Source organism: Streptomyces sp. NPDC056231 (assembly GCF_048270745.1).
In the GTDB taxonomy this organism is placed as follows: domain Bacteria; phylum Actinomycetota; class Actinomycetes; order Streptomycetales; family Streptomycetaceae; genus Streptomyces.
Window position 1 is genome coordinate 1 of sequence record NZ_JBLVKW010000025.1, and the last position, 23652, is coordinate 23652.

Below are 23652 nucleotides of genomic sequence, written 5' to 3' on the forward strand. Positions count from 1 at the left end.
GCCCCGGAGCACGTGCTCCGGGGCCCCTCTCCGTACGCCTGTGTGCGGGCCCGGCCGGCTCGCGGCTCAGGACGTCCTGAGCGCGGCAGCCATCTCCGCCAGCCGCTCCGTCGACGCCGAGCCGGTGACGACCGTGGTCGCGCCCTTGTCGTGGTGCACCAAGGCGTCGTACTTCGGGCCCTCCCAGTGCTCCCACGTCTCACCGGCGACCTGCTGCGTGCGCCCGGTGTTCCGCGCGTCCTGACTCACCTCGGACACGTACTTCTTCGCCGGGGACGTCGACTGCTCCACCGCGACGTACTTGCCGTCCGGGTCGAGGAAGCCCAGGTGCCAGCCGTTGCCCGCCTCGCCGTCGTAGCTGACCGAGGTCGGCTTCCAGTCCTTGGACAGACCGGCCGGAGCAGCCACCGGGTACGGGGCCGCGCGCCTGGCCGTCACCAGCTCCACGCGGTAGTCGACCGCCTTGATCGGGTTGGCCTTGTCGTCATGCGGGACGAAAATGTAAACGATCCCCGCAGCGGCGGAGATCACCGCCATCGACAGGATCATGTCCCGCGCCGTCTGCTTGCCTCGCTTGCTTGCCACGGGTCCATGGTCGCATCACGCCCGGCGGCGCCGACCGAGGGGCCGGAGGACGCCGCACCCACCTCATCCTGCCGCTCATAAGTGACCCAGTCTGCTCATTTTATCGACCTGGCGATAGAGTTCAGAGCACCCTCTTCCGGTCGTCGTCGTACAGAAAGGTGCGCTCCGATGTCCGAGCATCATCTGCCGTCCCAGCTAGAGGTCTCCCCGGAGGCCCCCGACCGCAACCTGGCCCTGGAGCTGGTCCGGGTCACCGAGGCCGCCGCAATGGCCGCCGGGCGCTGGGTCGGCCGCGGCGACAAGATCGGCGCCGACGGCGCCGCCGTGAAGGCCATGCGCACCCTCGTCTCGACCGTCTCGATGAACGGCGTCGTCGTCATCGGTGAGGGCGAGAAGGACGAAGCCCCCATGCTGTTCAACGGCGAGCGGGTCGGTGACGGCACCGGCCCCGAGGTCGACATCGCCGTGGACCCGATCGACGGTACGACCCTGAACGCCAAGGGCATGCCGAACGCGATCGCCGTGCTGGCCGCCGCCGACCGCGGCGCCATGTTCGACCCGTCCGCGGTCTTCTACATGGACAAGCTGGTCACCGGCCCCGAGGCCGCCGACTTCGTCGACATCAATGCGCCCGTCTCGGTGAACATCCGCCGGGTCGCGAAGGCGAAGAACTCCGCCCCCGAGGACGTCACCGTCGTCGTCCTGGACCGCCCTCGCCACGAGGGCATCGTCAAGGAGATCCGGGAGACCGGCGCCCGCATCAAGTTCATCACCGACGGCGATGTCGCCGGCTCGATCATGGCCGCCCGCGAGGGCACCGGCGTCGATCTGCTGATGGGCATCGGCGGCACCCCCGAGGGCATCATCTCGGCGTGCGCCATAAAGTGCCTCGGCGGTGTCATCCAGGGCAAGCTCTGGCCGAAGGACGAGGCCGAGCGGCAGCGCGCGCTGGACGCCGGGCACGACCTGGACCGGGTGCTGTCCACGGACGACCTGGTCAGCGGCGACAACGTGTTCTTCGTCGCGACCGGCATCACGGACGGTGAGCTGATGCGGGGCGTGCGGTACCGCAGCGAGACGGCGACCACCGAGTCGATCGTGATGCGGTCCAAGTCCGGCACGATCCGGAAGATCGACTCGACCCACCGGCTGTCGAAGCTGCGCGCCTACAGCGCGATCGACTTCGACCGCGCGAAGTAAGACCGGGAGAACGTGAAGAGGCGCCCCCATGTGCGGTGGGGCGCCTCTCCGCGTCGACCGCGGGCGGGGGTGGCTCGTCGCGTCCGGGGAGCCGATGCGCCCCGTCCCGTGGAGCCGCGCGTCGCGTCCCGCGAGGTCCCCTTCGCTCCGCTCCGGTCAGGTCCGCTCCGGTCAGCCGGCTGCGGCGATGTGGCCGGCCGAGGCAGCGGCCTTGAGCTCCATCTCGCGCCTCCTGCGGCGGGCGAGCACCACACGGCGTTCGGCGGCGGTGAGGCCGCCCCACACTCCGTACGGTTCGGGCTGTACCAAGGCGTGTTCCCGGCACTCGATCATCACCGGACAGCGCGCGCAGACTCGCTTCGCGGACTCCTCTCGTGACAGTCGGGCAGCAGTCGGCTCCTTCGACGGGGCGAAGAACAGCCCGGCTTCGTCCCGGCGGCACACCGCCTCCGAGTGCCAGGGGCCGGCCTCGCCCTCCCGAGCAGGGGTGCGCTGGGTGGGGACGGCGGCGACCTGCAGGGGCTGATGCGGCAGTTGCAGCACGGTCTACTCCTGACGACGGCTTCGCGAGCGAGAGACGATGCAGCAGTCCCTACCCGCTGTGCGTACGCCTATGCACTGAGTGGCACCGAGTTCCGGTCGGCGAAATTGTGGTCGATCGGAAAATTGGCCTGATTGGACACGGTGCGGACCGGCGCGGCTTGCCGTGGTTCAGCGGCCGAGGTGTTTGCGCAGCCTGCTGTGGAGATCCGCAATCAGTTTCCCGCGCTTCGGCTTCGCCTCGACGTTACCGAAGACCGAATAGCCGTTGACGACGACCACTGGCGCTTCAGGGTCCGCGGATTCCAGGGTGACCACTTCGAAATTACCGAAGACGCCCGTCCCGCTGCCGCGCAGCGAGATGTTCTCCGGGACCTTGATCTCGACACTTCCGAAGATGGAGGTCGCGTTGATGACGGTGAGTCTCTGACCGAAAAGCGCCTCGGTCAGATCGATCTCCACGCTGCCGAAGAGCGAGAACGCGTTCGTACGGCCGCCGACGCGCCAACGGCCCTTGCGGGTGGAACTGCTGAAGATCGCAACCATGTTGTCGGCCGGGCCGGTGGGGGCCTCGGGGCCGTAGGTGTACGGAGCGGCGGACGAAGGCAGGGTGCTCCCGCCGGGGGTCGGCAGATCCCGTACCAGCGGTTCGAGTTCACCGACGGTCTTGGCCCGGTAGACCGCGTCGACCCGCTCGGCATGCTCCTCGGCGGTCAGCCGGCCCTCGGCCATGGCATCGCGCAGGATGTCCGCGATCCGGTCGCGGTCCGCGTCGGAGGCACGGATACCCGCGGGCGCGGTCTGCGCCGGGGCGGCGGGCTGCTGGGGGTGCTTTTCGAGGTCCACCGGCCAAGCGTACCCAAACGCGATAGATCGCGACCAGGGCGTGTTTCGAAAGGAGCGTCGCCCGGCAGGCGGGACTTTCGAAGACACACCCCGGAGTCTCTCCGTCCGATCAGGCCGGACCGGGAACGGCCCGCCGCCGAGTGACGCCGCCGCAGACGTATGTGCCGAACCCCGCGGGCCCGGCAGGATCCGAAAGGGCGGCCCCGGTACACACGGCGGGCCGATCGGGGAATCGCGACCGCCGCACCGCGGGCGGCCGCGCGCGTTCGACTGAGCCTTACCTCACAGCTTCGGCACCCTTGCGGCGTTCTACCCTGGTGGGTGCGCTGTCCAAGGGAGGCCAGCCGCTGTCGCCGAGTGAGGAATGGCCGTAATGCCAGAGTTTGCGTACTCCGATCTGCTCCCTCTGGGAGAGGACACCACGCCGTACAGGCTGGTGACCGCCGAGGGCGTCTCGACCTTCGAGGCCGACGGCCGTACGTTCCTCAAGGTCGAGCCGGAGGCGCTGCGCACCCTGGCCGCCGAGGCGATGCACGACATCTCGCACTATCTGCGCCCCGCTCACCTGGCACAGCTGCGACGGATCGTCGACGACCCCGAGGCGTCGTCCAACGACAAGTTCGTGGCGCTCGACCTGCTGAAGAACGCCAACATCGCCGCCGCGGGCGTTCTCCCCATGTGCCAGGACACCGGCACCGCGATCGTCATGGGCAAGCGCGGGCAGAACGTGCTGACTTCGGGTGGTGACGAAGAGGCGCTCTCGCGCGGCATCTTCGACGCGTACACCAAGCTCAACCTGCGCTACTCGCAGATGGCTCCGCTCACCATGTGGGAGGAGAAGAACACCGGCTCGAACCTCCCGGCCCAGATCGAGCTGTACGCCACCGACGGCGGCGCCTACAAGTTCCTCTTCATGGCGAAGGGCGGCGGCTCGGCCAACAAGTCGTTCCTCTTCCAGGAGACGAAGGCCGTCCTGAACGAGGCCTCCATGATGAAGTTCCTGGAGGAGAAGATCCGTTCGCTGGGAACCGCGGCCTGCCCGCCGTACCACCTGGCGATCGTTGTCGGCGGCACGTCGGCCGAGTTCGCGCTGAAGACCGCGAAGTACGCCTCCGCTCACTACCTGGACGAGCTGCCCGCAGAGGGCTCCCCCACGGGTCACGGCTTCCGCGACAAGGAGCTGGAGGAGAAGGTCTTCGAGCTGACGCAGAAGATCGGGATCGGCGCACAGTTCGGCGGCAAGTACTTCTGCCACGACGTGCGCGTGGTGCGGCTGCCCCGGCACGGCGCCTCGCTGCCCGTGGCGATCGCCGTGTCCTGCTCCGCGGACCGTCAGGCCACCGCGAAGATCACCGCCGAGGGTGTGTTCCTGGAGCAGCTGGAGAAGGACCCGGCACGCTTCCTGCCGGACACCACGGACGAGCACCTGGACGAGGCGGGTGACGTCGTCAGGATCGACCTGAACCGGCCGATGGACGACATCCTCACCGAGCTGACCAAGTACCCGGTCAAGACCCGCCTTTCGCTGACCGGCCCGCTGGTCGTGGCGCGCGACATCGCGCACGCCAAGATCAAGGAGCGGCTGGACGCGGGCGAGGAGATGCCGCAGTACCTGAGGGACCACCCGGTGTACTACGCGGGTCCGGCGAAGACGCCCGAGGGGTACGCCTCGGGTTCCTTCGGCCCGACGACGGCCGGGCGCATGGACAGCTATGTCGCGCAGTTCCAGGCGGCGGGCGGCTCCAAGGTGATGCTCGCCAAGGGCAACCGGTCCAAGCAGGTCACCGACGCGTGTGAGGCGCACGGCGGTTTCTACCTCGGCTCGATCGGCGGCCCGGCGGCGCGCCTCGCCCAGGACTGCATCAAGAAGGTCGAGGTCGTCGAGTACGAGGAGCTCGGCATGGAGGCGGTCTGGAGGATCGAGGTCGAGGACTTCCCGGCGTTCGTCGTCGTCGACGACAAGGGCAACGACTTCTTCACCGAGCCCGCTCCGGCGCCGACGTTCACCAGCATTCCGGTGCGCGGCCCCGGTCTCGCCTGACCGGAAGGACTCGGCCCGCTTCGAGGGCGTCACGGTTTCGGCCGGGGCGCCCTCGCGGTCCGTCCGTGACGGATTGGGCGCCCGGCCGCCGTGATTCCGCACCCCTTCGTTCAGGTGTCGAGCAGTCCTGACGTGGCGAGCAGATAGCCCAGCTGGGCGCGGCTGTTGCTGCCCAGCTGCTCCGAAACCTTCCGCATGTGCCCGGCGACGCTGCGGCGGCTCATGCCGAGCCTGCGGGCGATCGACGCGTCCGTCTCGCCGCCGACCACCGCCAGCAGAATGGTGCGCTGGAGGTCGGACGTGATGGCCGGGGAGCGCTGTGGTGCGTCCTCCGGGCTGACCGGGACGGAGCGGGACCAGGCGTGGTCGAAGTGCCGGACCAGCAGGGCGATCAGGGCCGGGTGCTGGACCCGCAGGGCCGTGTGCGGCTCCTCGTGGACCGGGACGAATGCGACGTCGCGGTCGCAGACGATGACCCGGTCGACGACCTCGGCAAGCGTCCGCACCTCGGCGCCGGCCGACGTCACCTGCTCGATGTACGAGAGCGTCGCACGGTGCGTGCGGACGGTGTGCTGGTAGATCGTCCGCTGTCGCACGCCTCGCCGCAGCATCGCCAGATCGCGCGGCAGTGCCTCGCTCAGGACGTGCGCGGGGCGTCCGCCGCCGGGCTGCGCGGTGAGCAGCTCCTCCCGGCAGCTCCCGACGGCGGCGTCAAGCGCCTTGTTGATGACGGCTCTTCCGACGAGCCGGGTGAGGGCGGGCTGTTCCGTCCGGTGCACATCCGCGTACAGCCCTTCGAAGGCGGCGAGGGCGGCGCGGGTGGCACGCAGAGTCCGGCGCTGCCGGACGATCGCCTCCTCGATGGGCCCGAGCGCGGCGAAGGATGCCGTCTCCGGCGGTACGGGGATCAGGGAGCCCGGCGCTTCACGGTCCGCCACCACCAGCTGCAGGGCGCGCAGACAGGCAGGCGCCGCGGCTTCCGGAAGACTTCCTTCCATCAGGGCGCGCCGGTAGGCCGTCAGAGCGGTGGCGCAGGGGCGGTCCGACGACGATTCGCGGCAATCACATGCGCCTGGGCTGGAATGATCGGCCTTCACAAGTATGCAGATTACATTCGTGCAAACGGGCCGCCATCCGGGTTCGCAGTTACTCGGCCACTATGTGCGGGGTGATGCTCCGCACCGACCACTCCCTGGGCCACTCGGCCGACCGGCCGGACAACTCGGCCCGCAGCGAACGGCGTTATCGCTTCCTGGTCGCCGGATACGCGGTCTCCTCGTACGGCACGTTCCTGAATATGGTGGCGCTCAATCTGTTCGTCTACGAGACGACGGGCCGGGCGATCGCCATGGGGCTTTTCATGGCGGTGCGGCTGGGTGCCGGCTTCGCCGCCGGCATGACGGCCGGCACGCTGCTCGCGCGTTTCACGGCCAAGACCGTCATGCTGTGGACGAACGCGGCGCAGGCGGCCGTGATGCTGCTGCTGATCCTCGCGCCGGACGGGCTGCGGACAACGGCGCTGGTGGCCGTGTCCGTGGTGATCGGTGTCTGCGGAACGCTGTTCATGGTGGCGCTGCGCAGCTCCATTCCCGAGATGGTGGGCGAGGAACGCCGCGGATGGGCGAACTCCCTTTCCATCACGGGGCGTTCGCTGGCCATGGTGGCCGGTTTCGCCTCGGCGGGTGTGGTGGTTTCGTTGGTCGGGTACACGGCCGCGTTCGTGGTGGACATGATCACGTTCGTGCTGTGTGCCGTGACGGTGGCGCTGCTGCCGGTCGCGGGCGGGGGCAGTGCGGGCGAGGCCGCGGAGCAGGTGGGGCGGCGGCCGGGGAAGCCCGGCGCGCTCGCCGCGCTTGCCGCCGCGCCCGGACTCGGCCTGATGGTGGCACTGCGCGGAGTGGACGCGTTCGGTTCCTCGTCCCACAACGCGGGGCTGCCGGTCCACTCCGCCGGCCTCGACCCTTCGCACCCCGCGGTGTTCGTCAGCTCCTTCTGGTGTCTGTGGGCGGTGGGGAACGTCCTCGCGCAGCAGGTGATCCAGCGGTACGCAAAGCGCACCGGGCGGTCGGTGGGCGCGCTGGGCTTCGGTTACGGCACGATCGTGATGTCCGGGGCCTTCATCCTCGCGTTCGCGGGGTTCCCGCTCGTCGCGACTGCCGTGATCGCGCTGATCGCGGGCGCGGCGGACGGGCTCACGGAGGTTTCCTACACCTCGCATCTGCAGACACTCCCGTCCGGCCCGCGCGGTCACGCCTTCGGGCTCTCCGCGACGTTCGAGAATCTCGGCTTCGGTGTCGGAATGATCCTCGTCGCGGCGGCACTTGACCGCTACACCCCGCTGACCGTGGTCGGGTGGTCCCACGGGGCAGCGATCGTCGTCGCGCTGGTGTTCGTGCTCCGGGTGGCGGTGCTGCGCAGGGGGACGGGATCCAGCCAATCTTGAGACCACCTGCGGGAGCCGCGGACCGAACCGGAGCGCGCGCGGACTGCGCCCTGGACCCGGTGCCGCTGTGCCCTCCTCCCGGCGACCACTGCGACGGGGCCTCGATCTCGACGATCCCGCACCGCCGCTTTCACGCAGCGAGCAGCTGATCCGGCTTGCGCCGGGCCGGGACCGTGCGAAGGGTGGCGGACGTTCCCGGAGCACTCCGTCGATCGTCCACGCCGCCGGCCGCGCCTGCACCCGCATGCCACCCGCTCCACCGCCCTCATTCCCGATACCGAACACCGGAAAGGTGGACGCCGTATGACGCCGGCCCCCCATCTCAGCCACGCCAGCCGACGCAGCCACTCCGACGACCTGCTCGCCTTCATCGGCGCCGCCCCGTCCCCGTACCACGCGGTGGCCGAGGCCGCCCGGCGCCTGGAGAAGGCCGGCTTCCGTGAGCTGCACGGCACGGCCGACTGGACGGGCACGACCGGCGGCAGCTTCGTCATCAGCGGCGGCGCGCTGATCGCCTGGTACGTCCCGGAGGGCGTCCCCGCCCACACACCGTTCCGGATCATCGGTTCGCACACCGACTCACCGAATCTGCGGGTCAAGCCCGCCCCCGACACCGGCTCGGCGGGCTGGCGCCAGATCGCCGTGGAGATCTACGGCGGAGTCCCCCTCAACACCTGGCTCGACCGGGACCTGGGGATATCCGGGCGGCTCGCGCTGCGCGCCCCCGGTGGCGCGACCACGTCGCGGCTCGTCCGGATCGACGAACCGATTCTGCGCGTACCTCAGCTGGCGATCCATCTGGACCGGACGGTCAATGACGCTCTGGCGCTCGACCCGCAGCGTCATGTCGCCCCGCTGTGGTCGCTCGGCGCACCCGAGGAGGGCGCGCTGGTGCGCCGGGTGGCGGCGGCGGCCGAGGCGGACCCGGCCGAGGTGCTGGGCTGGGACCTGATGCTGCACGACGTCCAGCCGCCCGGATATCTGGGCGTGGACCAGGAGTTCGTGGTCTCGTCGCGGCTGGACAACCTGGTGTCGGTGCACGCGGGCGTCACCGCCCTGGCCGACGCGGCGACGGGCGCCGAGCCACCCGCGTACATCCCCGTCCTGGCGGCCTTCGACCACGAGGAGGTCGGCAGCGGCTCCGAGACGGGCGCGCAGAGCCCGCTGCTGGAGCGGCTCCTCAGCCGCTCGGTCACCGCGCGCGGCGGCAGCTCCGAGGACTGGTCGCGCGCCCTGTCGGGTACCTTCTGCGTCTCCGCCGACATGTCGCACGCGGTCCACCCCAACTACGCGGAACGGCACGACCCGGACCACCATCCGCTGCCCAACGGCGGGCCGGTGATCAAGGTCAACGTCAATCAGCGGTACGCCACCGACAGCACCGGCATGGCCGTGTTCGCGTCGGCGTGCGAACGGGCCGGCACACCGTGGCAGCATTTCGTCTCCCACAACACGATGCCGTGCGGCACGTCGATCGGCCCGCTCACCGCGGCCCGGCTGGGTGTTCCGACGGTCGACGTGGGGGTGCCGGGGCTCTCCATGCATTCGGCGCGCGAGCTGTGCGGGGCGGACGATCCGGGGTATCTGGCTGCCGTACTGCGAGCGTTCGTGAGCGAGACCGCGAGCCGGTGAGCGAAACGGGGCAGGGCGACCGCACGCGGCGGCCGCCCTGCCCCGTCGGGCGTTACGCGAAGCGCTGCTTCGCCGTCCCGTCGCACGCCTGCAGCTTCAGCGGGTCCTTGGCCGCCGCCAGTGTCAGACACAGGCCGGTCGACGCCGCCGGGCGCACGGTGCCCGACTGCCTGACGAACTTCTGGTTGGCCGCGCCCGAGCAGTTCCACACGATGACCGTGGCGCCCGCCCTGTAGTCGGCGCCCGGCACATCGAGGCACCGGTCGTGGCTCAGCTCCGTGTGGATGCTCTGGTCGGCGGTGTCGTACCACCAGCCCTGGTTGCGGCCGCCGTGGCAGTCCCAGCCGCCGATCGGGGTGTTGTTACGGGTCACCGAGGCGGGGACGTCCACACAGGTGCCGGTGGCCTCGTTCTTGAGGGGCTTGAAGAGCGAGTCCCAGGCGGCCGGCTCCAGGACCGGATTTCCGGTGCTGGCCGGGTCGGCGCAGCTCGCCTCGCGCAGACCGGAGTTGTAGATCTGGGTCAGACACGACGCGAAGGCCGCGTGCCCGCGCGCGTTGGGGTGGAAGGACTGCCGGACGGAGTTGGAGTCCGGCGGGAAGTTCGAGAGGTCGATGTAGAGGCCGCGGGCCCAGGTGGACTCGCTGCAGACCTCGTGGCCGTGGAAGAGACGGGAGTTGTCGAGGTAGACGGCGCCGGTGTCGGCGGCGGCCTGCCGCATCCCGCGCTCGAAGGCGGGAACGGCGGCGTTCCGGCCCCAGGCGGCGTCGGAGTCGTATCCGGCACAGCCGCCGGGAAGCTTGCCGGGGAAGTTCGGGTTGTCGTAGAAGTCCGGGCCGATCGGGCTCGGATAGCCCATGACCACGAGCTTGTAGTCGCGGCTCGTGTAGCCGGCGTCGGACATGACAATCCTCAGGTCACGGACGGTCTTCTCGACCTTGGGGACGAGTCCGTCGACACGGGCCTGCCAGCCGCCCTCGTACTTCGGCTGGCAGGTGCCCTGGAGGAGGACCCAGCGTTCGACGCAGTCCGTCATGACCGGGCCGAACTGGAGGTCGTCGTTGGCACCGGCCACGAGCACGATCATCTTGATGCGGGTGTTGCGCGCCTTGATGGCGAGGTTGTCGCTCTGCACGAGCTCGTCGGCGTACTGCTTCGAGCCGCCGATGACGATGTTGCCGGTGTACGCGCCGGAACAGGAGACGTTGTACGTGACGTCGGCCGGGATCCCGGTCCGGTGGATCGCGGAGTCGGGTGAGCGGTGGCACCAGTTGTCGGGACCGTTCGTCCCCGCCTCGTACGTCCCGACGCCCTCGCCCGAGATCTCGCTGTCGCCGAGCGAGATCAGCCCGGTCTTGCGGTCGGCGAGCGGGCGCTCGGCCGGGCTCCCGTACAGCTGGGTGGCTTCGGCGGCGCGGATGGCCTCCAGCTCGGGTGAGAGGGGGGTCGATGCGGTAGTGGTGGTACCGGACCGGTCTGCCGCGCCTGCCGGTCCGGCGGCAGCGGCCATGCCGCCGAACGCCGCCGCCATGGCCGCGGCAGCCGCGACCGTACAGCGAAGTCTGTGCCTGGTGCGCCTCATTGCGCCTCCCCTGGTTGTGGTTACCCCCGGTATTTACTGGTCGGTAGGCAACTTGGGAATACACAGAACAAGACAAGTGCTCAACTTTTTCAGGAGGTTGAACCCCATGGACGACGTACAGGTCCCGGCGAACAGCGGCACAGCCGGCGAGAACTACCGCATCGAGCACGACTCGATGGGCGAGGTGAAGGTGCCCGCGGATGCCCGGTGGCGGGCTCAGACGCAGCGCGCCGTGCAGAACTTCCCGATCTCCGGCCAGCGGCTGGAGCGGGCCCATATCGAGGCCCTGGCCCGGATCAAGGCGGCCGCGGCGAAGGTCAACGCCGAGCTGAAGGTGCTCGCCCCGGACATCGCCGCCGCGATCCAGGACGCGGCCGCCGAGGTCGCCGAGGGCCGCTGGGACGCGCACTTCCCCATCGATGTCTTCCAGACCGGGTCCGGCACGTCCTCCAACATGAACACCAATGAGGTCGTGGCCACCCTCGCCACCGAACGCCTCGGCCGCGACGTCCACCCCAACGACCACGTCAACGCCTCGCAGTCGTCCAACGACGTCTTCCCGTCCTCCATCCACATCGCCGCGACCGCGGCCGTCACCGGCGAGCTGATCCCGGCGCTGGATCATCTGGCGGCCGCCCTGGAGCGCAAGTCCGTCGAGTTCGCGGCGGTCGTGAAGTCGGGACGTACCCATCTGATGGACGCCACGCCGGTGACGCTGGGCCAGGAGTTCGGCGGCTACGCGGCGCAGATCCGGTACGGCATCGAGCGGCTGTACGCATCACTGCCGCGCCTCGCCGAGCTGCCGCTGGGCGGCACGGCCGTCGGTACCGGCATCAACACCCCGCCCGGCTTCTCCGCCGCCGTGATCGCCGAGGTCGCCCGTGTCACCGGACTGCCGTTCACCGAGGCCCGTGACCACTTCGAGGCGCAGGGCGCAAGGGACGGGCTCGTCGAGACGTCCGGCCAGCTCCGTACGATCGCCGTCTCGCTCACCAAGATCTCCAACGATCTGCGCTGGATGGCCTCCGGGCCGCGCACCGGATTGGCCGAGATCAGCCTTCCCGACCTCCAGCCGGGCTCGTCGATCATGCCGGGGAAGGTGAATCCGGTCATTCCTGAGGCCGTGCTGATGGTGGCGGCCCAGGTGATGGGGAACGACGCGACGGTCGCCGTCGCGGGCGCTGCGGGCAATTTCGAACTCAATGTCATGCTTCCGGTCATCGCGAAGAATCTGCTGGAGTCCGTCCGGCTGCTGTCCAACGTCTCCCGGCTGCTGGCGGACCGCACCGTCGACGGCATCACCGCCGACGTGGAGCGGGCCAGGGAGTACGCGGAGTCCTCGCCGTCCGTCGTCACACCGCTGAACAAGTACATCGGCTACGAAGAGGCGGCGAAGGTCGCCAAGAAGGCGCTCGCCGAGCGGCGGACGATCCGCGAAGTGGTGCTGGACTCGGGGTATGTGGAGCGCGGCGATCTCACGACGGAACAGCTCGACGAGGCACTCGACGTGTTGCGTATGACCCGCCCGTGACATGGATCGCAGCGGCCGGGCGGGCGCATCCCTAAGATCTCTCCATGACAGGTACCGGAGACAGCGAACCCGGAGAGGCCGAGCCCGGAGAGACCACGTACTGGGCACCGGGTGATCAGATTCTGTGGCGCTACCGCGGCAACGGTCCGCGGCCGGCCGGCCGCGCCCACAGCCCGGTGCACATCTGCCGCCCCGTCACCGTGGTCCAGGACGACGCCGAGCTGCTCGCCGTGTGGATGGCGCCCGGCACCGAATGCGTGAAGCCGGTCCTCGCCAACGGCGCCAGCGTGCACGCCGAGCCGCTCGTCACCCGGTACACCGCGCCCCGTACCACCGCCCGTTCGGCCTGGTCCGGCACGGGCGTGCTCAAGCTCGCCCGGCCCGGCGAGCCGTGGTCGGTCTGGCTGTTCTGGGACCGCGGCTGGAGCTTTCGCAACTGGTACGTGAACCTGGAGGAACCGCGCACCCGCTGGGCGGGCGGCATCGACTCCGAGGATCACTTCCTGGACATCGCCGTCAACCCCGACCGCAGCTGGCGCTGGCTGGACGAGGACGAGTTCGCGCAGGCGCAGCAGGTCGGGCTGATGGACCGGGACACCGCGCGGCGGGTACGGGAGGCGGGCCGCGCGGCCGTCCGCGTGATCGACGCGTGGGGGGCGCCGTTCCGGGACGGCTGGGAGAACTGGCGGCCCGATCCGCGGTGGCGGGTACCCGTGCTGCCGGATGACTGGGACCGTACGCCCTCGCATATGCCGTCGTGAGACCCTTGATGCACCCCAGGGGGGCAAACGTAGGATCGTCCTCCGGAGGGCTGCTCCGCATCAACCGGTCGGCGCGGCGCAGGCCCTGACCGCAAGTCATCGCACGAGTTGCACGATCTTCATGAGCCGCATCAGTTGCATGAGCCGCAAGAACCGCATGGACCACGACGAGGGGGTGGAGACGTGCACGCTGTCCGCCGCCCACGCGCCGGAAACGTTGTCACCTGTACACCTCGCAGGCATACGGTTTCGGCCCCGCCGAGCGGGGCACGCGGTGACAGCCGTTGTCATCGCCGCTCCTGCCGGGGCACAGTGGCGCCCCACAAGGTGATTGCCTCATACAACCGGCCCGGACGGACGGAACCCCACGCGTGACGGAGCACCCCACCTCCCACGAAGGCCGGCAGCCTCTCGCCGCCCGGCCGCAGGAACGCGCCCGGCCGCGGCAGCAGGATGCCGCGCCTGCCGCCGCAGCGATCCCGGTGCCGGCCCCGGAGCCCGGCTCCGGCTCGAATCCCCCGGCGATTCCCGGCCCCGCCGGCGCACCGAACCCGGCGACCGCGCCGAGCGCCGCCGCGGCCGGACCGGACCCGCAGGCGGTGTCCCGCCGCGAGGGCGACCGGCTGCGCTTCGTGGGCGCCGCGACCCGCCGGATCGCCCGCGGCATAGACCTGGACGAGATCGTCCTGGGGCTGTGCCGGGCCAGCGTGCCGACGTTCTCCGACGCCATACTCGTCTACCTCCGCGACCCGCTCCCGGTCGGCGACGAGCGCCCCGTCACCCCGTTCGTGCTGCGGCTGCGCCGGTCCGACCGGCTGCGTTTAAGCGACGACGACTCCGAGGTCTCTCCCTCAGCGGAGGGCGAGCGGCTGCGCCTTCCCGCCCTCGACCCGCACGCCGATCTGATGCCCGCGGCCGAGCTCTGCGAGGTCCGGGCGGGCGGCGCGCTCGCCGAGGTGCTGCGCGGCGTACGGCCCGTCTTCGGTGACTCCGCGACGGCCCGCGTCGCCCTGCCCGAGCTGCTCGGCGCCGGGCGCACCGTACCCTCCGGCCACCGGGCGATCCTCGCCCCGCTGCGCGGCCGCCGGAGGGTGATCGGTGCTGCCGTCTTTCTGCGCGGGACCGAGCGGCCCCCCTTCGAGGCCAACGATCTGCTGGTCGCCGCACAGCTGGCGACGCACACCGCGCTCGGCATCGACAAGGCCGTGCTGTACGGGCGTGAGGCGTACATCGCCGACGAGCTGCAGCGCACCATGCTGCCCGACTCGCTCCCGCAGCCCACCGGTGTCCGGCTCGCCTCCCGCTACCTTCCGGCCGCCGAGACCGCCCGGGTCGGCGGCGACTGGTACGACGCGATCCCGCTGCCCGGCAGCCGGGTCGCCCTGGTCGTCGGCGACGTCATGGGCCACTCCATGACCTCCGCGGCGATCATGGGGCAGCTGCGTACCACCGCGCAGACCCTCGCCGGGCTCGACCTGCCGCCGCAGGAGGTCCTGCACCACCTCGACGAGCAGGCGCAGCGGCTCGGCAGCGACCGCATGGCGACCTGCCTGTACGCGGTCTACGACCCGGTCGCGCACCGGATCACCATCGCCAACGCCGGGCACCCGCCGCCCGTCCTGCTTCACCTGGGCGGCCGCGCCGAGGTGCTTCGGGTGCCGCCCGGTGCCCCGATCGGCGTCGGCGGGGTCGACTTCGAGGCGGTCGAGCTGGACGCGCCCGCGGGCGCCACGCTACTGCTGTACACCGACGGTCTGGTGGAGTCCCGGCTGCGGGACGTCTGGACCGGGATCGAGCAGCTGCGCGAGCGGCTCGCCGCCACCGCCCGGCTCACCGGACCGGACCATTCGCCACCGCTGGAGGCGCTCTGCGACGACGTGCTCGACATGCTCGGCCCCGGCGACCGGGACGACGACATCGCTCTGCTCGCCGCCCGCTTCGACGGGATCGCGCCGAGCGATGTCGCGTACTGGTTCCTGGAACCGGAGGACTCCGCCCCCGGACGGGCCCGCCGGCTGGCCCGGCGGGCGCTCAGCCGATGGGGGCTGGACGAGCTCTCGGACTCGATGGAGCTGCTGGTCAGCGAGGTGGTCACCAATGCCGTGCGGTACGCGGAGCGGCCGGTCACGCTGCGGCTGCTTCGGACCGACATCCTGCGCTGCGAGGTCGGTGACGACGCCCCGCAGCTGCCCCGGCAGCGCCGGGCACGCGACATGGACGAAGGCGGCCGCGGACTGTTCCTGGTGAACCGGCTGGCCAGGCGGTGGGGGGCGACCCGGCTGTCGACCGGCAAGGTCGTCTGGTTCGAGATGCAGACCCGAAGCCAGTGACAGCGCCTCGTCGAATTTGGACAAGTTGGGGCAATCTCCACATGTTGCCATCCTCCCGTCGTCGGAGTTGACTTCAGTCGTGACCGGGCGCCGCCTGGACGAATTGACCGACACCCCGCACCGACGGGAGGACGCTCGTGTCCGAGGAAACCAAGAACACTCCTTACACCACGAACAACGCCGGTATCCCGGTGGAGAGCGACGAACATTCGCTCACTGTCGGATCCGACGGGCCGATCCTGCTCCAGGACCACTACCTCATTGAGAAGATGGCCCAGTTCAACCGCGAGCGGGTCCCCGAACGGGTGGTACACGCCAAGGGCTCCGGGGCCTACGGCACCTTCGTCGTAACCAATGACGTCAGTCAGTTCACCAAGGCGGACCTCTTCCAACCGGGCAAGCAGACCGCCATGCTCGCCCGGTTCTCCACGGTCGCCGGCGAACAGGGCTCCCCCGACACCTGGCGCGACCCCCGGGGCTTCGCGCTGAAGTTCTACACCGAGCAGGGCAACTACGACATGGTCGGCAACAACACGCCGATCTTCTTCGTCCGGGACCCGATGAAGTTCCAGGACTTCATCCGCTCGCAGAAGCGCCGCCCGGAGAGCGGGATGCGCGACCACGACATGCAGTGGGACTTCTGGACCCTCTCCCCGGAGTCCGCGCACATGGTGACGTGGCTGATGGGCGACCGGGGTATCCCGAAGACGTACCGCAACATGAACGGCTACAGCTCGCACGCCTACATGTGGGTGAACGCGGGTGGAGAGCGATTCTGGATCAAGTACCACTTCAAGACCGACCAGGGCATCGACTTCTACACCCAGGCCGATGCCGACGAGATTGCCGGTATCGACGGCGACGTCCATCGCCGCGACCTCTTCGAGTCGATCAAGCGCGGTGATCACCCGAGCTGGACGCTGTACGTCCAGGTGATGCCGTTCGACGACGCACCGGACTACCGGTTCAACCCGTTCGACCTGACCAAGGTGTGGCCGCACGGCGACTACCCGCTGATCGAGGTCGGCCGGATGACGCTGAACGAGAACCCCGAGGACTTCTTCGTCCACATCGAGCAGGCGTCCTTCGAACCGTCGAACCTGGTGCCCGGCATCGGTCCGTCGCCCGACAAGATGCTGCTCGGCCGGCTCTTCTCGTACCCCGACACCCACCGGTACCGGATCGGCCCGAACTACGCGCAGCTGCCTCCGAACCGGCCGCGCTTCGGCCGGAACTCGTACGCGAAGGACGGCCCGATGCGGTACGAGCCGACGCGCACGGGAGCGGTCTACGCACCGAACTCGTACGGCGGGCCGGCCGCGGACACCGAACGCTTCGGCGACCCGGCGGGCTGGGCCACGGCGGGCGAGATGGTCCACGAGGCGTACAAGCTGCACCGCGAGGACGACGACTGGGGCCAGGCGGGCACCATGGTCCGCAAGGTGCTCGACGACGCGGCGCGCGAGCGGCTCGTGTCGAACATTTCCGGCCATCTCCTGGACGGTGTGAGCCGCCCGGTCCTGGAACGGGCGCTGCAGTACTGGCGCAACGTGGACAAGGACCTCGGCGACCGGGTCGCCAAGGAGGTCAACGGCGACTGACCGCGCACGCCGGACACACGGCGAAGGGTGCCACGGAGCGTATCCATGGCACCCTTCGCCGTGTCGGCCGGGTGACCTGTGCGTGAGCCGCGTCAGCCCAGCGGGCGGTTGTTCTGCCGGCCGTCCGCCGGTTTCTGCGGGACCTGGGCGCTGTCCGTCGGGTCCGGGACGGTCGGCGGCCCGCTCGACATGTCGCCCGGGGGCGTCGTCGGGTCGGTCGGCGGCGACGGGGGCGGGCTGTCCGTCGTCGGCTCGGAGGACGGTGCCTCGCTGGACGGATCGGCCGACGGGCTGGCCGAATCCGACGGCGTCCCGCTCGGGCTCGGCGAGGTCGAGGCCGGCGGCGGCGTCACGGCCGCACCCATGTTCGTGTCGAGGTCGAAGCGGCTGGTCCCGCCCATCACCTGGAACGTGTAGTCCGCCCAGATCTCGGCCGGGAAGCCACCGCCGTTGACGCGGCCGCCGCCCGCGGCGCCCTTCAGGGTGACCTGCGAACCCTTCTGGATCTGCTTGCCGTCGGCCCCCTTGTGGAACTGGGCGGCCTCACCGAAGAGACCGACCGAAGTGACGAGGTTCGGGGTGTAGCCGGTGAACCAGGCCGACTTGTTGTCGTCCGAGGTACCCGTCTTGCCGGCCACCTGCTGGCCGCCGCGGCCCGCGGCGTCGCGCACCGAGACCCGGGCCGTACCGTCGTCGACCACGCCGGTCAGCACCGAGGTCACCGAGTCCGCGGCCTGGCGGCTGATCACCTGCTCGCCGATCGGGTCGGGCAGCGCGATCGGGGCGCCGCCCTGCCGGGATGCGGACTTCACGATCGACGGGGTGACCTTCTTGCCGTGGTTGTCGAGCGTCGCGTAGATCCCGGCCATCTCCATGGGGCTCGCGCCCATCGAGCCGAGGGTCTGAGCCGGCACGACCGGCAGGCCCTCGACGTCCATGCCGAGCTTGCCCGCGGTCTCCATCACCTTGTCCATGTGGACGTCCACGCCCATCTGCGCGAAGACGGAGTTGATGGACTTGTTCATCGCCGTCTGGACGGTGACCGGGCCGTAGTTCTGGTTGTCCTCGTTGGGCGGCGCGAAGGCGATGTCACTGCCCTGGACCGGGCGCCGGCTGTTGCCGTCGTACCGGGTGTTGGCGGTGATCGGCTGCCCGTCCTGTGTCTGGGCCTCCTGGTCGAGCGCCGCGGCGAGGATGATCGGCTTGAAGGTGGAGGCGGGCTGGTAGTCGCGCCGGGTGGCGTTCGACGTCCAGTGCTCGGTCAGCCCGGAGCCGCCGTACAGGGCGACGACCGCGCCGGTCTTCGGGTCCACCGAGACCGCGCCGGCCTGCACGTCCTGGTCGACGCTGCGGCCCTTCGTGTCGAGCTTGCTGGTCAGCCTGTCCTTGACCGACTGCTCCAGCTGCTTCTGCTTCTTCTTGTCGATGTTGACCGTGATGGTCCAGCCGCCCGCGTCGAACTGCTCGTCGGTGAGGTGCTCCTGCTTCTGCACCACGGCCCGCGCCGCGTTGACGATGTAGCCCTTCTGTCCGGTGAGACCGTCCGCGGGCTTGGGGTCCTGCGGCACCGGGAACTTCAGCCCCTGGCGCTTGCCGGCGTCCAGCCAGTGCTCGCCGACCATGTTGTTCAGTACGTAGTTCCAGCGCTCCTTGACCAGCCGCTTGCCCTGGGGCGAGGCGACGGCCCAGTCGTACTGGCTCGGCGCCTGGAGCAGCGCCGCGAGGTAGGCGCCCTCGGAGACGTCCAGGTCCCGGGCGTCCTTGCCGTAGTAGGCCTGCGCGGCGGCCTGGATGCCGTAGGCGCCGCGGCCGTAGTAGCTGGTGTTGATGTACCCGGCGAGGATGTCGTTCTTGCTCTTCTGCTGGTCGACCTTGAGGGAGATCACCAGCTCCTTGAGCTTGCGGGTGATCGTCTGGTCCTGGTCCAGGTAGTAGTTCTTGACGTACTGCTGGGTGATGGTCGAGCCACCCTGCTTGCCCTTGCCGGACAACGTGTTGATCAGACCGCGCGCGGTGCCCTTGAAGTCGACGCCCTGGTCCGTGTAGAAGGACTTGTTCTCGGCGGCGACGAAGGTCCGCTGCACATCCTTGGGGACCTCGGCCAGCCCCACGATCTCCCGGTTGACCTTGCCGGTGCGGGCCAGCACGGTGCCGTCGGGGTACTTGTAGACGTTGCTCTGGAGCTTGGCCTGGGCGTTGCCCTCGGGTATGTCCACCATCATGTAGAGCACGAGGAACGCGCCCATGCCGAGCAGGCAGAACCCGAAGAAGGTGCCCAGCAGTTTCTTCCACGTGAAGAGTCTGCGTATGCCGCCGCTCTTCGTAGCCCCTCGCGCATCGCGCTGTTGGGCTCGTCGCGCATCCGCTCGACCCATCGCTGTCTTGCTCCCTGTTTCTCTGCTCGCCCGGATCCCCCTCGGCCCAGCCAGCTAACACTGTCGGTGGGGACAAAAAGCAAGAGATCCGGCCTTTTGCGGACGTGACAATCAGCACCCGCTCCATAGGGAACCGACTCACGAGAGGTGCACATGGTTGCGAGAACAGCTAATCCGATAACAGTTTGCTAGTGCTTTTCAAACGAACAAATAGCTGGATTTCGTGATCAATCACTCCACTTCGTACGTCGATCCGCTTCCCGAGATACCGAAACCCCAGATCCAGGGGCCGCGGCCCGCTCTCTTCCCCGTGGCCTCGGTCTCCTCCCGACCGCCCTCGGCAGCTTCCTCGGCGTCGGCCTGACGATCATCGGCGGCATCCCGTGGCGAACGGGCACAACGGGGCGCGGATCCCGCTCTTCACCCTCGGGCTGCTGCTCGCCATCGACCCATCGGGCCGGCCCGGCTCGGGTATACACTCGATGTATAGACAGCGTGTAGAGTGCTGAACATGTCTATCGGCCACACCCTGCTGGGACTCCTGGAGTCCGGCCCCCGCCACGGCTACGACCTCAAGCGCACGTTCGACGAGAAGTTCGGCCACGACCGCCCCCTGCACTACGGGCAGGTCTACTCGACCATGTCCCGGCTCCTCAAGAACGGCCTCGTCGAGGTCGACGGCATCGAGAGCGGCGGCGGCCCCGAGCGCAAGCGGTACGCCATCACCGAGGCCGGGATCACCGATGTCTCGGCCTGGCTCGCCCAGCCCGAGAAGCCGGAGCCGTATCTCCAGTCGACGCTCTACACCAAGGTCGTCCTGGCCCTGCTCACCGGCCGCAGCGCCACCGATCTGCTGGACGCCCAGCGCTCCGAGCACCTGCGCCTGATGCGCATCCTCACCGACCGCAAGCGCAAGGGCGACCTGGCCGACCAGCTGATCTGCGACCACGCGCTGTTCCACCTCGAAGCCGACCTCCGCTGGCTGGAACTGACCGCCGCGCGACTCGGCCAGCTCGCGAAGGTGGTGAACCCGTGACCCCCAGCGGTTCCCTGCTGACCGCCCACGACCTGCACAAGTCGTACGGTTCGACGCCGGCCCTCGACGGCGCCTCGTTCTCCATCCACCCCGGCGAGGTCGTCGCCGTGATGGGCCCGTCCGGCTCCGGCAAGTCGACCCTGCTGCACTGCCTCGCCGGAATCGTCACCCCCGACCGCGGCACGGTCACCTACGCGGGCCGCGAGCTCTCCACGATGTCCGACGCCGAACGGAGCGCCCTGCGCCGCACCGAGTTCGGCTTCGTCTTCCAGTTCGGCCAGCTCGTCCCGGAGCTGACCTGTGTGGAGAACGTCGCCCTGCCGCTCCGGCTCAGCGGCGCCCGGCGCAAGGACGCCGAACGCACCGCCCTGACATGGATGGAGCGCCTGGAGGTCGGAGACCTCGGCGCCAAGCGCCCCGCCGAGGTCTCCGGTGGTCAGGGTCAGCGCGTGGCCGTGGCCCGCGCCCTCGCCTCCTCCCCCAAGGTGATCTTCGCGGACGAGCCGACCGGCGCCCTGGACTCCCTCAACGGGGAGCGGGTCATGGAGCTGCTCACCGAGGCCGCCCGGTCCGCCGGCGTCGCCGTGGTCCTGGTGACGCACGAGGCCCGCCTCGCCGCCTACTCCGACCGTGACGTCACCGTGCGCGACGGCCGGGCCCGTGACCTGGAGCACGCGGTATGACCTTGCTCGACCACAAGAGCGCCCCGGCCGACGCACCGCCCCGGCCGACGCAGCCCACCGGCATCGCCGCCCTGCTGCGCGATCTCGGTCTCGGCATCCGGTTCGCCGTCTCCGGCGGGCGCGAGGGCTGGATCCGCACCCTGCTGACCGCGGTCGGCGTCGGCCTCGGGGTGGCGCTGCTGCTGGTCGCCGCCTCCGCACCACATCTGCTCGACGAACGTTCCGCGCGGGAGCAGGCCCGCGCCGAGACCAAGATCTCCGAGTCGCCGGACGCCCTGGCCAAGAAGTCGGACACCTCGGTGCTCCGGATCAGCGCAGAGACGGAATACCGCGGCCGCACCATCGGCGGCTTCCTGATGCGTGCGGACGGCGCCCACCCGGTCGTCCCGCCGGGCGTCACGCGCTTCCCCGGCCCGGACGAGATGGTGGTCTCCCCCGCACTGAAGGACCTGCTGGGTTCCTCGGAGGGCAGCCTCCTCAAGGAGCGGCTGCCGTACCGGATCACCGGCACGATCGGCAAGGCGGGCCTGATGGCCCCGGGAGAGCTGCTCTTCTACGTGGGCAGCGACACCCTGACCCCCGCCAACGGCGGCCACCGGATCGCCGGTTACGGCGACCCGGGCCCGGGCAAGGAGTTGCCGCCCATTCTCATCGTGCTGATCATCATGATCTGCGTGGTGCTGCTGGTGCCGGTCGCGATCTTCATCGCGACGGCTGTGCGCTTCGGCGGGGACCGCCGCGACCGCCGGCTCGCCGCACTCCGTCTGGTCGGTGCGGACATCCGGATGACCCGCCGGATCGCCGCCGGTGAGGCGCTCTTCGGTTCGGTGCTCGGTCTCCTCGTCGGCCTGGCGCTCTTCCTGGTGGGGTGTCAGTTCATCGGCTCCGTCGAGGTGTGGGACGTCAGCGCCTTCCCTTCGGACCTGGTCCCCGACCCCTGGCTGACGGCGCTGATCGCCGTCGCGGTTCCCGTGACGGCGGTGCTCGTCACGCTGGTCGCCCTGCGTTCGGTGGTGATCGAACCGCTCGGCGTCGCACGCAACGGCCGCAATCGCAGGCGCCGGCTCTGGTGGCGGCTGCTGATACCCGTCGCGGGACTGGCGGTGCTCGGGCTGACCGGCAAGGTCGACGAGTTCTCCCCGGTGAATCCGTACCCGATCGCGGGCGGCGCCGTACTGGTCCTGGTGGGTCTCGCGCTGCTGCTGCCCTGGCTGGTCGAGGCGTGCGTCAACCGGCTGCACGGCGGACCGGTGCCCTGGCAGCTGGCCATCCGCAGGCTCCAGCTGAGCAGCGGGGCGGCCTCCCGCGCGGTCAGCGGCATCGCGGTCGCGGTCGCGGGTGCGGTGGCACTGCAGATGCTGTTCGCCGCGGTGGGCGACGAGTTCAACCGGATAACGGGACAGGACCCGACGCGCGCCCAGTTCTACACGTTCTCCGAGAACGTCACAGGTGAAGCGGCCACCCGGACCATAAAGGAATTCCGGGCCACCAAGGGCGTGACGGCGGTCATCGGCACGGTCGAGTCCTTCGCCGTCAAACCGGGCACGTACCAGGACGACGAAGTCCAGCCCACCACCTCGCTGACCGTCGGCGACTGTGCGACTCTGCGCGAGATCGCCCGGATCGGCTCGTGCAAGGAGGGTGACGCGTTCGTCGTCCACCCCGCGGACAAGGGCCTGGCCAAGTGGATGGACAAGACCGCCCGCAAAGGCAAGGCGGTCGAACTCAACTACGCGGCGGAATCGATACCCGGCAAGAAGTCGAAGCTGTGGACCCTGCCCGCCGACACTCCTACCGTTTCCTCCCGCCGCGATCCGATGGGCGAGGAGCACTGGGGCATCATGGCGACGGCCGGTGCGATCGACCCGAGCACCCTGCCGCACGCGCAGACCAAGGCGCAGATCCGGGTCGACGACAGTGTCAGGGATGTCGCCGAGTACGTACGGAACACGGCGGCCCGCCTCGACCCCGCAATGAGGGTCGTGACCCTCAAGTCGGTGGCCCGCGACCGGCAGTACGCCAGCGTGCAGACCGGTCTCCAGGCCGGCGCGACCGCGACCCTGCTGCTGATCGCCGCCGCGATGCTGGTCTCGCAGCTGGAGCAGCTGCGCGAGCGCAAGCGGCTGCTCTCGGTCCTCGTCGCCTTCGGCACCCGGCGGAGCACGCTCGGCTGGTCGGTGCTCTGGCAGACCGCCGTGCCCGTGGCCATCGGCCTGGTGGCGGCCGTCGCAGGCGGTCTCGGCCTGGGTGCGGTGATGATCTGGATGGTCGCCAAGAAGGTGACCGACTGGTGGTTGTTCCTCCCGATGACCGGTGCGGGAGCGGCACTGATCCTGCTGGTGACTCTGGTCTCACTGCCTTCGCTGTGGCGCCTGATGCGGCCGGACGGCCTGCGCACGGAGTGATGGCGCGGTAGCCGCAAGGGGTGCGGTCCCCCCGGGGACCGCACCCCTAGGGCGTGTTTCG

The 23652-nt window shown here is 69.8% G+C and carries 17 protein-coding genes; 11 read left to right on the plus strand and 6 right to left on the minus strand.

The genetic code is table 11. The features are described 5' to 3' along the window. Window positions 1–66: 66 nt before the first annotated feature. Window positions 67–585, minus strand: coding sequence for a DUF4245 domain-containing protein (locus ACNPQM_RS20245; protein ID WP_418085123.1), 519 nt, complete (start codon window positions 583–585; stop codon window positions 67–69). A gap of 168 nt (window positions 586–753) precedes the next feature. On the opposite strand from ACNPQM_RS20245, the gene glpX reads away from it, so the two are divergent. Then, window positions 754–1785, plus strand: coding sequence for a class II fructose-bisphosphatase (glpX, locus tag ACNPQM_RS20250; protein WP_358857944.1), 1032 nt, complete (start codon window positions 754–756; stop codon window positions 1783–1785). A 171-nt stretch (window positions 1786–1956) separates the two neighbouring features. Here glpX and ACNPQM_RS20255 read toward each other — a convergent pair whose 3' ends face one another. Both ACNPQM_RS20255 and ACNPQM_RS20260 read right to left on the minus strand, forming a co-directional pair. Then, window positions 1957–2328 carry a WhiB family transcriptional regulator gene (locus tag ACNPQM_RS20255; protein WP_358857943.1) on the minus strand — a complete coding sequence of 124 codons (372 nt, stop codon included), beginning with the start codon at window positions 2326–2328 and terminating at the stop codon, window positions 1957–1959. A 168-nt stretch (window positions 2329–2496) separates the two neighbouring features. After that, window positions 2497–3171, minus strand: coding sequence for a DUF1707 SHOCT-like domain-containing protein (locus ACNPQM_RS20260; protein WP_418085124.1), 675 nt, complete (start codon window positions 3169–3171; stop codon window positions 2497–2499). 373 nt (window positions 3172–3544) lie between these two features. Between ACNPQM_RS20260 and ACNPQM_RS20265 the strand changes: the two genes are divergently transcribed. Continuing rightward, window positions 3545–5212, plus strand: a complete 1668-nt coding sequence (locus ACNPQM_RS20265) for a fumarate hydratase (RefSeq protein WP_418085125.1) — start codon at window positions 3545–3547, stop codon at window positions 5210–5212. Between the two features lie 110 nt (window positions 5213–5322). Here ACNPQM_RS20265 and ACNPQM_RS20270 read toward each other — a convergent pair whose 3' ends face one another. Further along, entirely contained in the window at window positions 5323–6309 is a 987-nt protein-coding gene (locus tag ACNPQM_RS20270; protein ID WP_418085126.1) for a LuxR C-terminal-related transcriptional regulator, read from the minus strand. A gap of 74 nt (window positions 6310–6383) precedes the next feature. On the opposite strand from ACNPQM_RS20270, the gene ACNPQM_RS20275 reads away from it, so the two are divergent. Both ACNPQM_RS20275 and ACNPQM_RS20280 read left to right on the plus strand, forming a co-directional pair. Next, a complete protein-coding gene (locus ACNPQM_RS20275) occupies window positions 6384–7655 on the plus strand; it encodes an MFS transporter (RefSeq protein ID WP_418085185.1) in 1272 nt (423 codons plus the stop codon). Window positions 7656–7958: 303 nt separating this feature from the next. After that, a complete protein-coding gene (locus tag ACNPQM_RS20280; protein ID WP_418085127.1) occupies window positions 7959–9287 on the plus strand; it encodes a M18 family aminopeptidase in 1329 nt (442 codons plus the stop codon). 52 nt (window positions 9288–9339) lie between these two features. Here ACNPQM_RS20280 and ACNPQM_RS20285 read toward each other — a convergent pair whose 3' ends face one another. Continuing rightward, the gene (locus ACNPQM_RS20285; protein WP_418085128.1) at window positions 9340–10869 is read right to left on the minus strand and encodes a ricin-type beta-trefoil lectin domain protein; all 1530 of its coding nucleotides are present in this window, start codon (window positions 10867–10869) and stop codon (window positions 9340–9342) included. Window positions 10870–10975: 106 nt separating this feature from the next. On the opposite strand from ACNPQM_RS20285, the gene ACNPQM_RS20290 reads away from it, so the two are divergent. From ACNPQM_RS20290 to ACNPQM_RS20305, 4 genes are all read left to right on the plus strand, one after another. Then, window positions 10976–12400: a class II fumarate hydratase gene (locus ACNPQM_RS20290; protein WP_418085129.1), complete on the plus strand. Its 1425-nt coding sequence runs from the start codon at window positions 10976–10978 to the stop codon at window positions 12398–12400. Between the two features lie 44 nt (window positions 12401–12444). Then, entirely contained in the window at window positions 12445–13161 is a 717-nt protein-coding gene (locus ACNPQM_RS20295) for a DUF402 domain-containing protein (protein ID WP_418085130.1), read from the plus strand. Between the two features lie 371 nt (window positions 13162–13532). Beyond that, window positions 13533–15491, plus strand: a complete 1959-nt coding sequence (locus ACNPQM_RS20300; RefSeq protein WP_418085131.1) for a SpoIIE family protein phosphatase — start codon at window positions 13533–13535, stop codon at window positions 15489–15491. A gap of 137 nt (window positions 15492–15628) precedes the next feature. Further along, the gene (locus ACNPQM_RS20305; protein WP_418085132.1) at window positions 15629–17092 is read left to right on the plus strand and encodes a catalase; all 1464 of its coding nucleotides are present in this window, start codon (window positions 15629–15631) and stop codon (window positions 17090–17092) included. A gap of 92 nt (window positions 17093–17184) precedes the next feature. Here ACNPQM_RS20305 and ACNPQM_RS20310 read toward each other — a convergent pair whose 3' ends face one another. After that, window positions 17185–19467 (minus strand): transglycosylase domain-containing protein, encoded by a 2283-nt coding sequence (locus ACNPQM_RS20310; RefSeq protein ID WP_418085133.1) that lies wholly within the window; start codon window positions 19465–19467, stop codon window positions 17185–17187. A gap of 511 nt (window positions 19468–19978) precedes the next feature. Between ACNPQM_RS20310 and ACNPQM_RS20315 the strand changes: the two genes are divergently transcribed. The 3 genes from ACNPQM_RS20315 to ACNPQM_RS20325 are packed head-to-tail and all read left to right on the plus strand — an operon-like array spanning window position 19979 to window position 23591. Next, window positions 19979–20503 (plus strand): PadR family transcriptional regulator, encoded by a 525-nt coding sequence (locus ACNPQM_RS20315; RefSeq protein ID WP_358857932.1) that lies wholly within the window; start codon window positions 19979–19981, stop codon window positions 20501–20503. After that, complete coding sequence (locus ACNPQM_RS20320) at window positions 20500–21186, plus strand: ABC transporter ATP-binding protein (protein ID WP_418085134.1); 687 nt, start codon at window positions 20500–20502, stop codon at window positions 21184–21186. Before ACNPQM_RS20315 ends, ACNPQM_RS20320 begins: the two co-directional genes overlap by 4 nt. Further along, window positions 21183–23591 (plus strand): FtsX-like permease family protein, encoded by a 2409-nt coding sequence (locus tag ACNPQM_RS20325; protein WP_418085135.1) that lies wholly within the window; start codon window positions 21183–21185, stop codon window positions 23589–23591. The genes ACNPQM_RS20320 and ACNPQM_RS20325 overlap by 4 nt, the downstream gene beginning before the upstream one ends. Window positions 23592–23652: the final 61 nt, after the last annotated feature.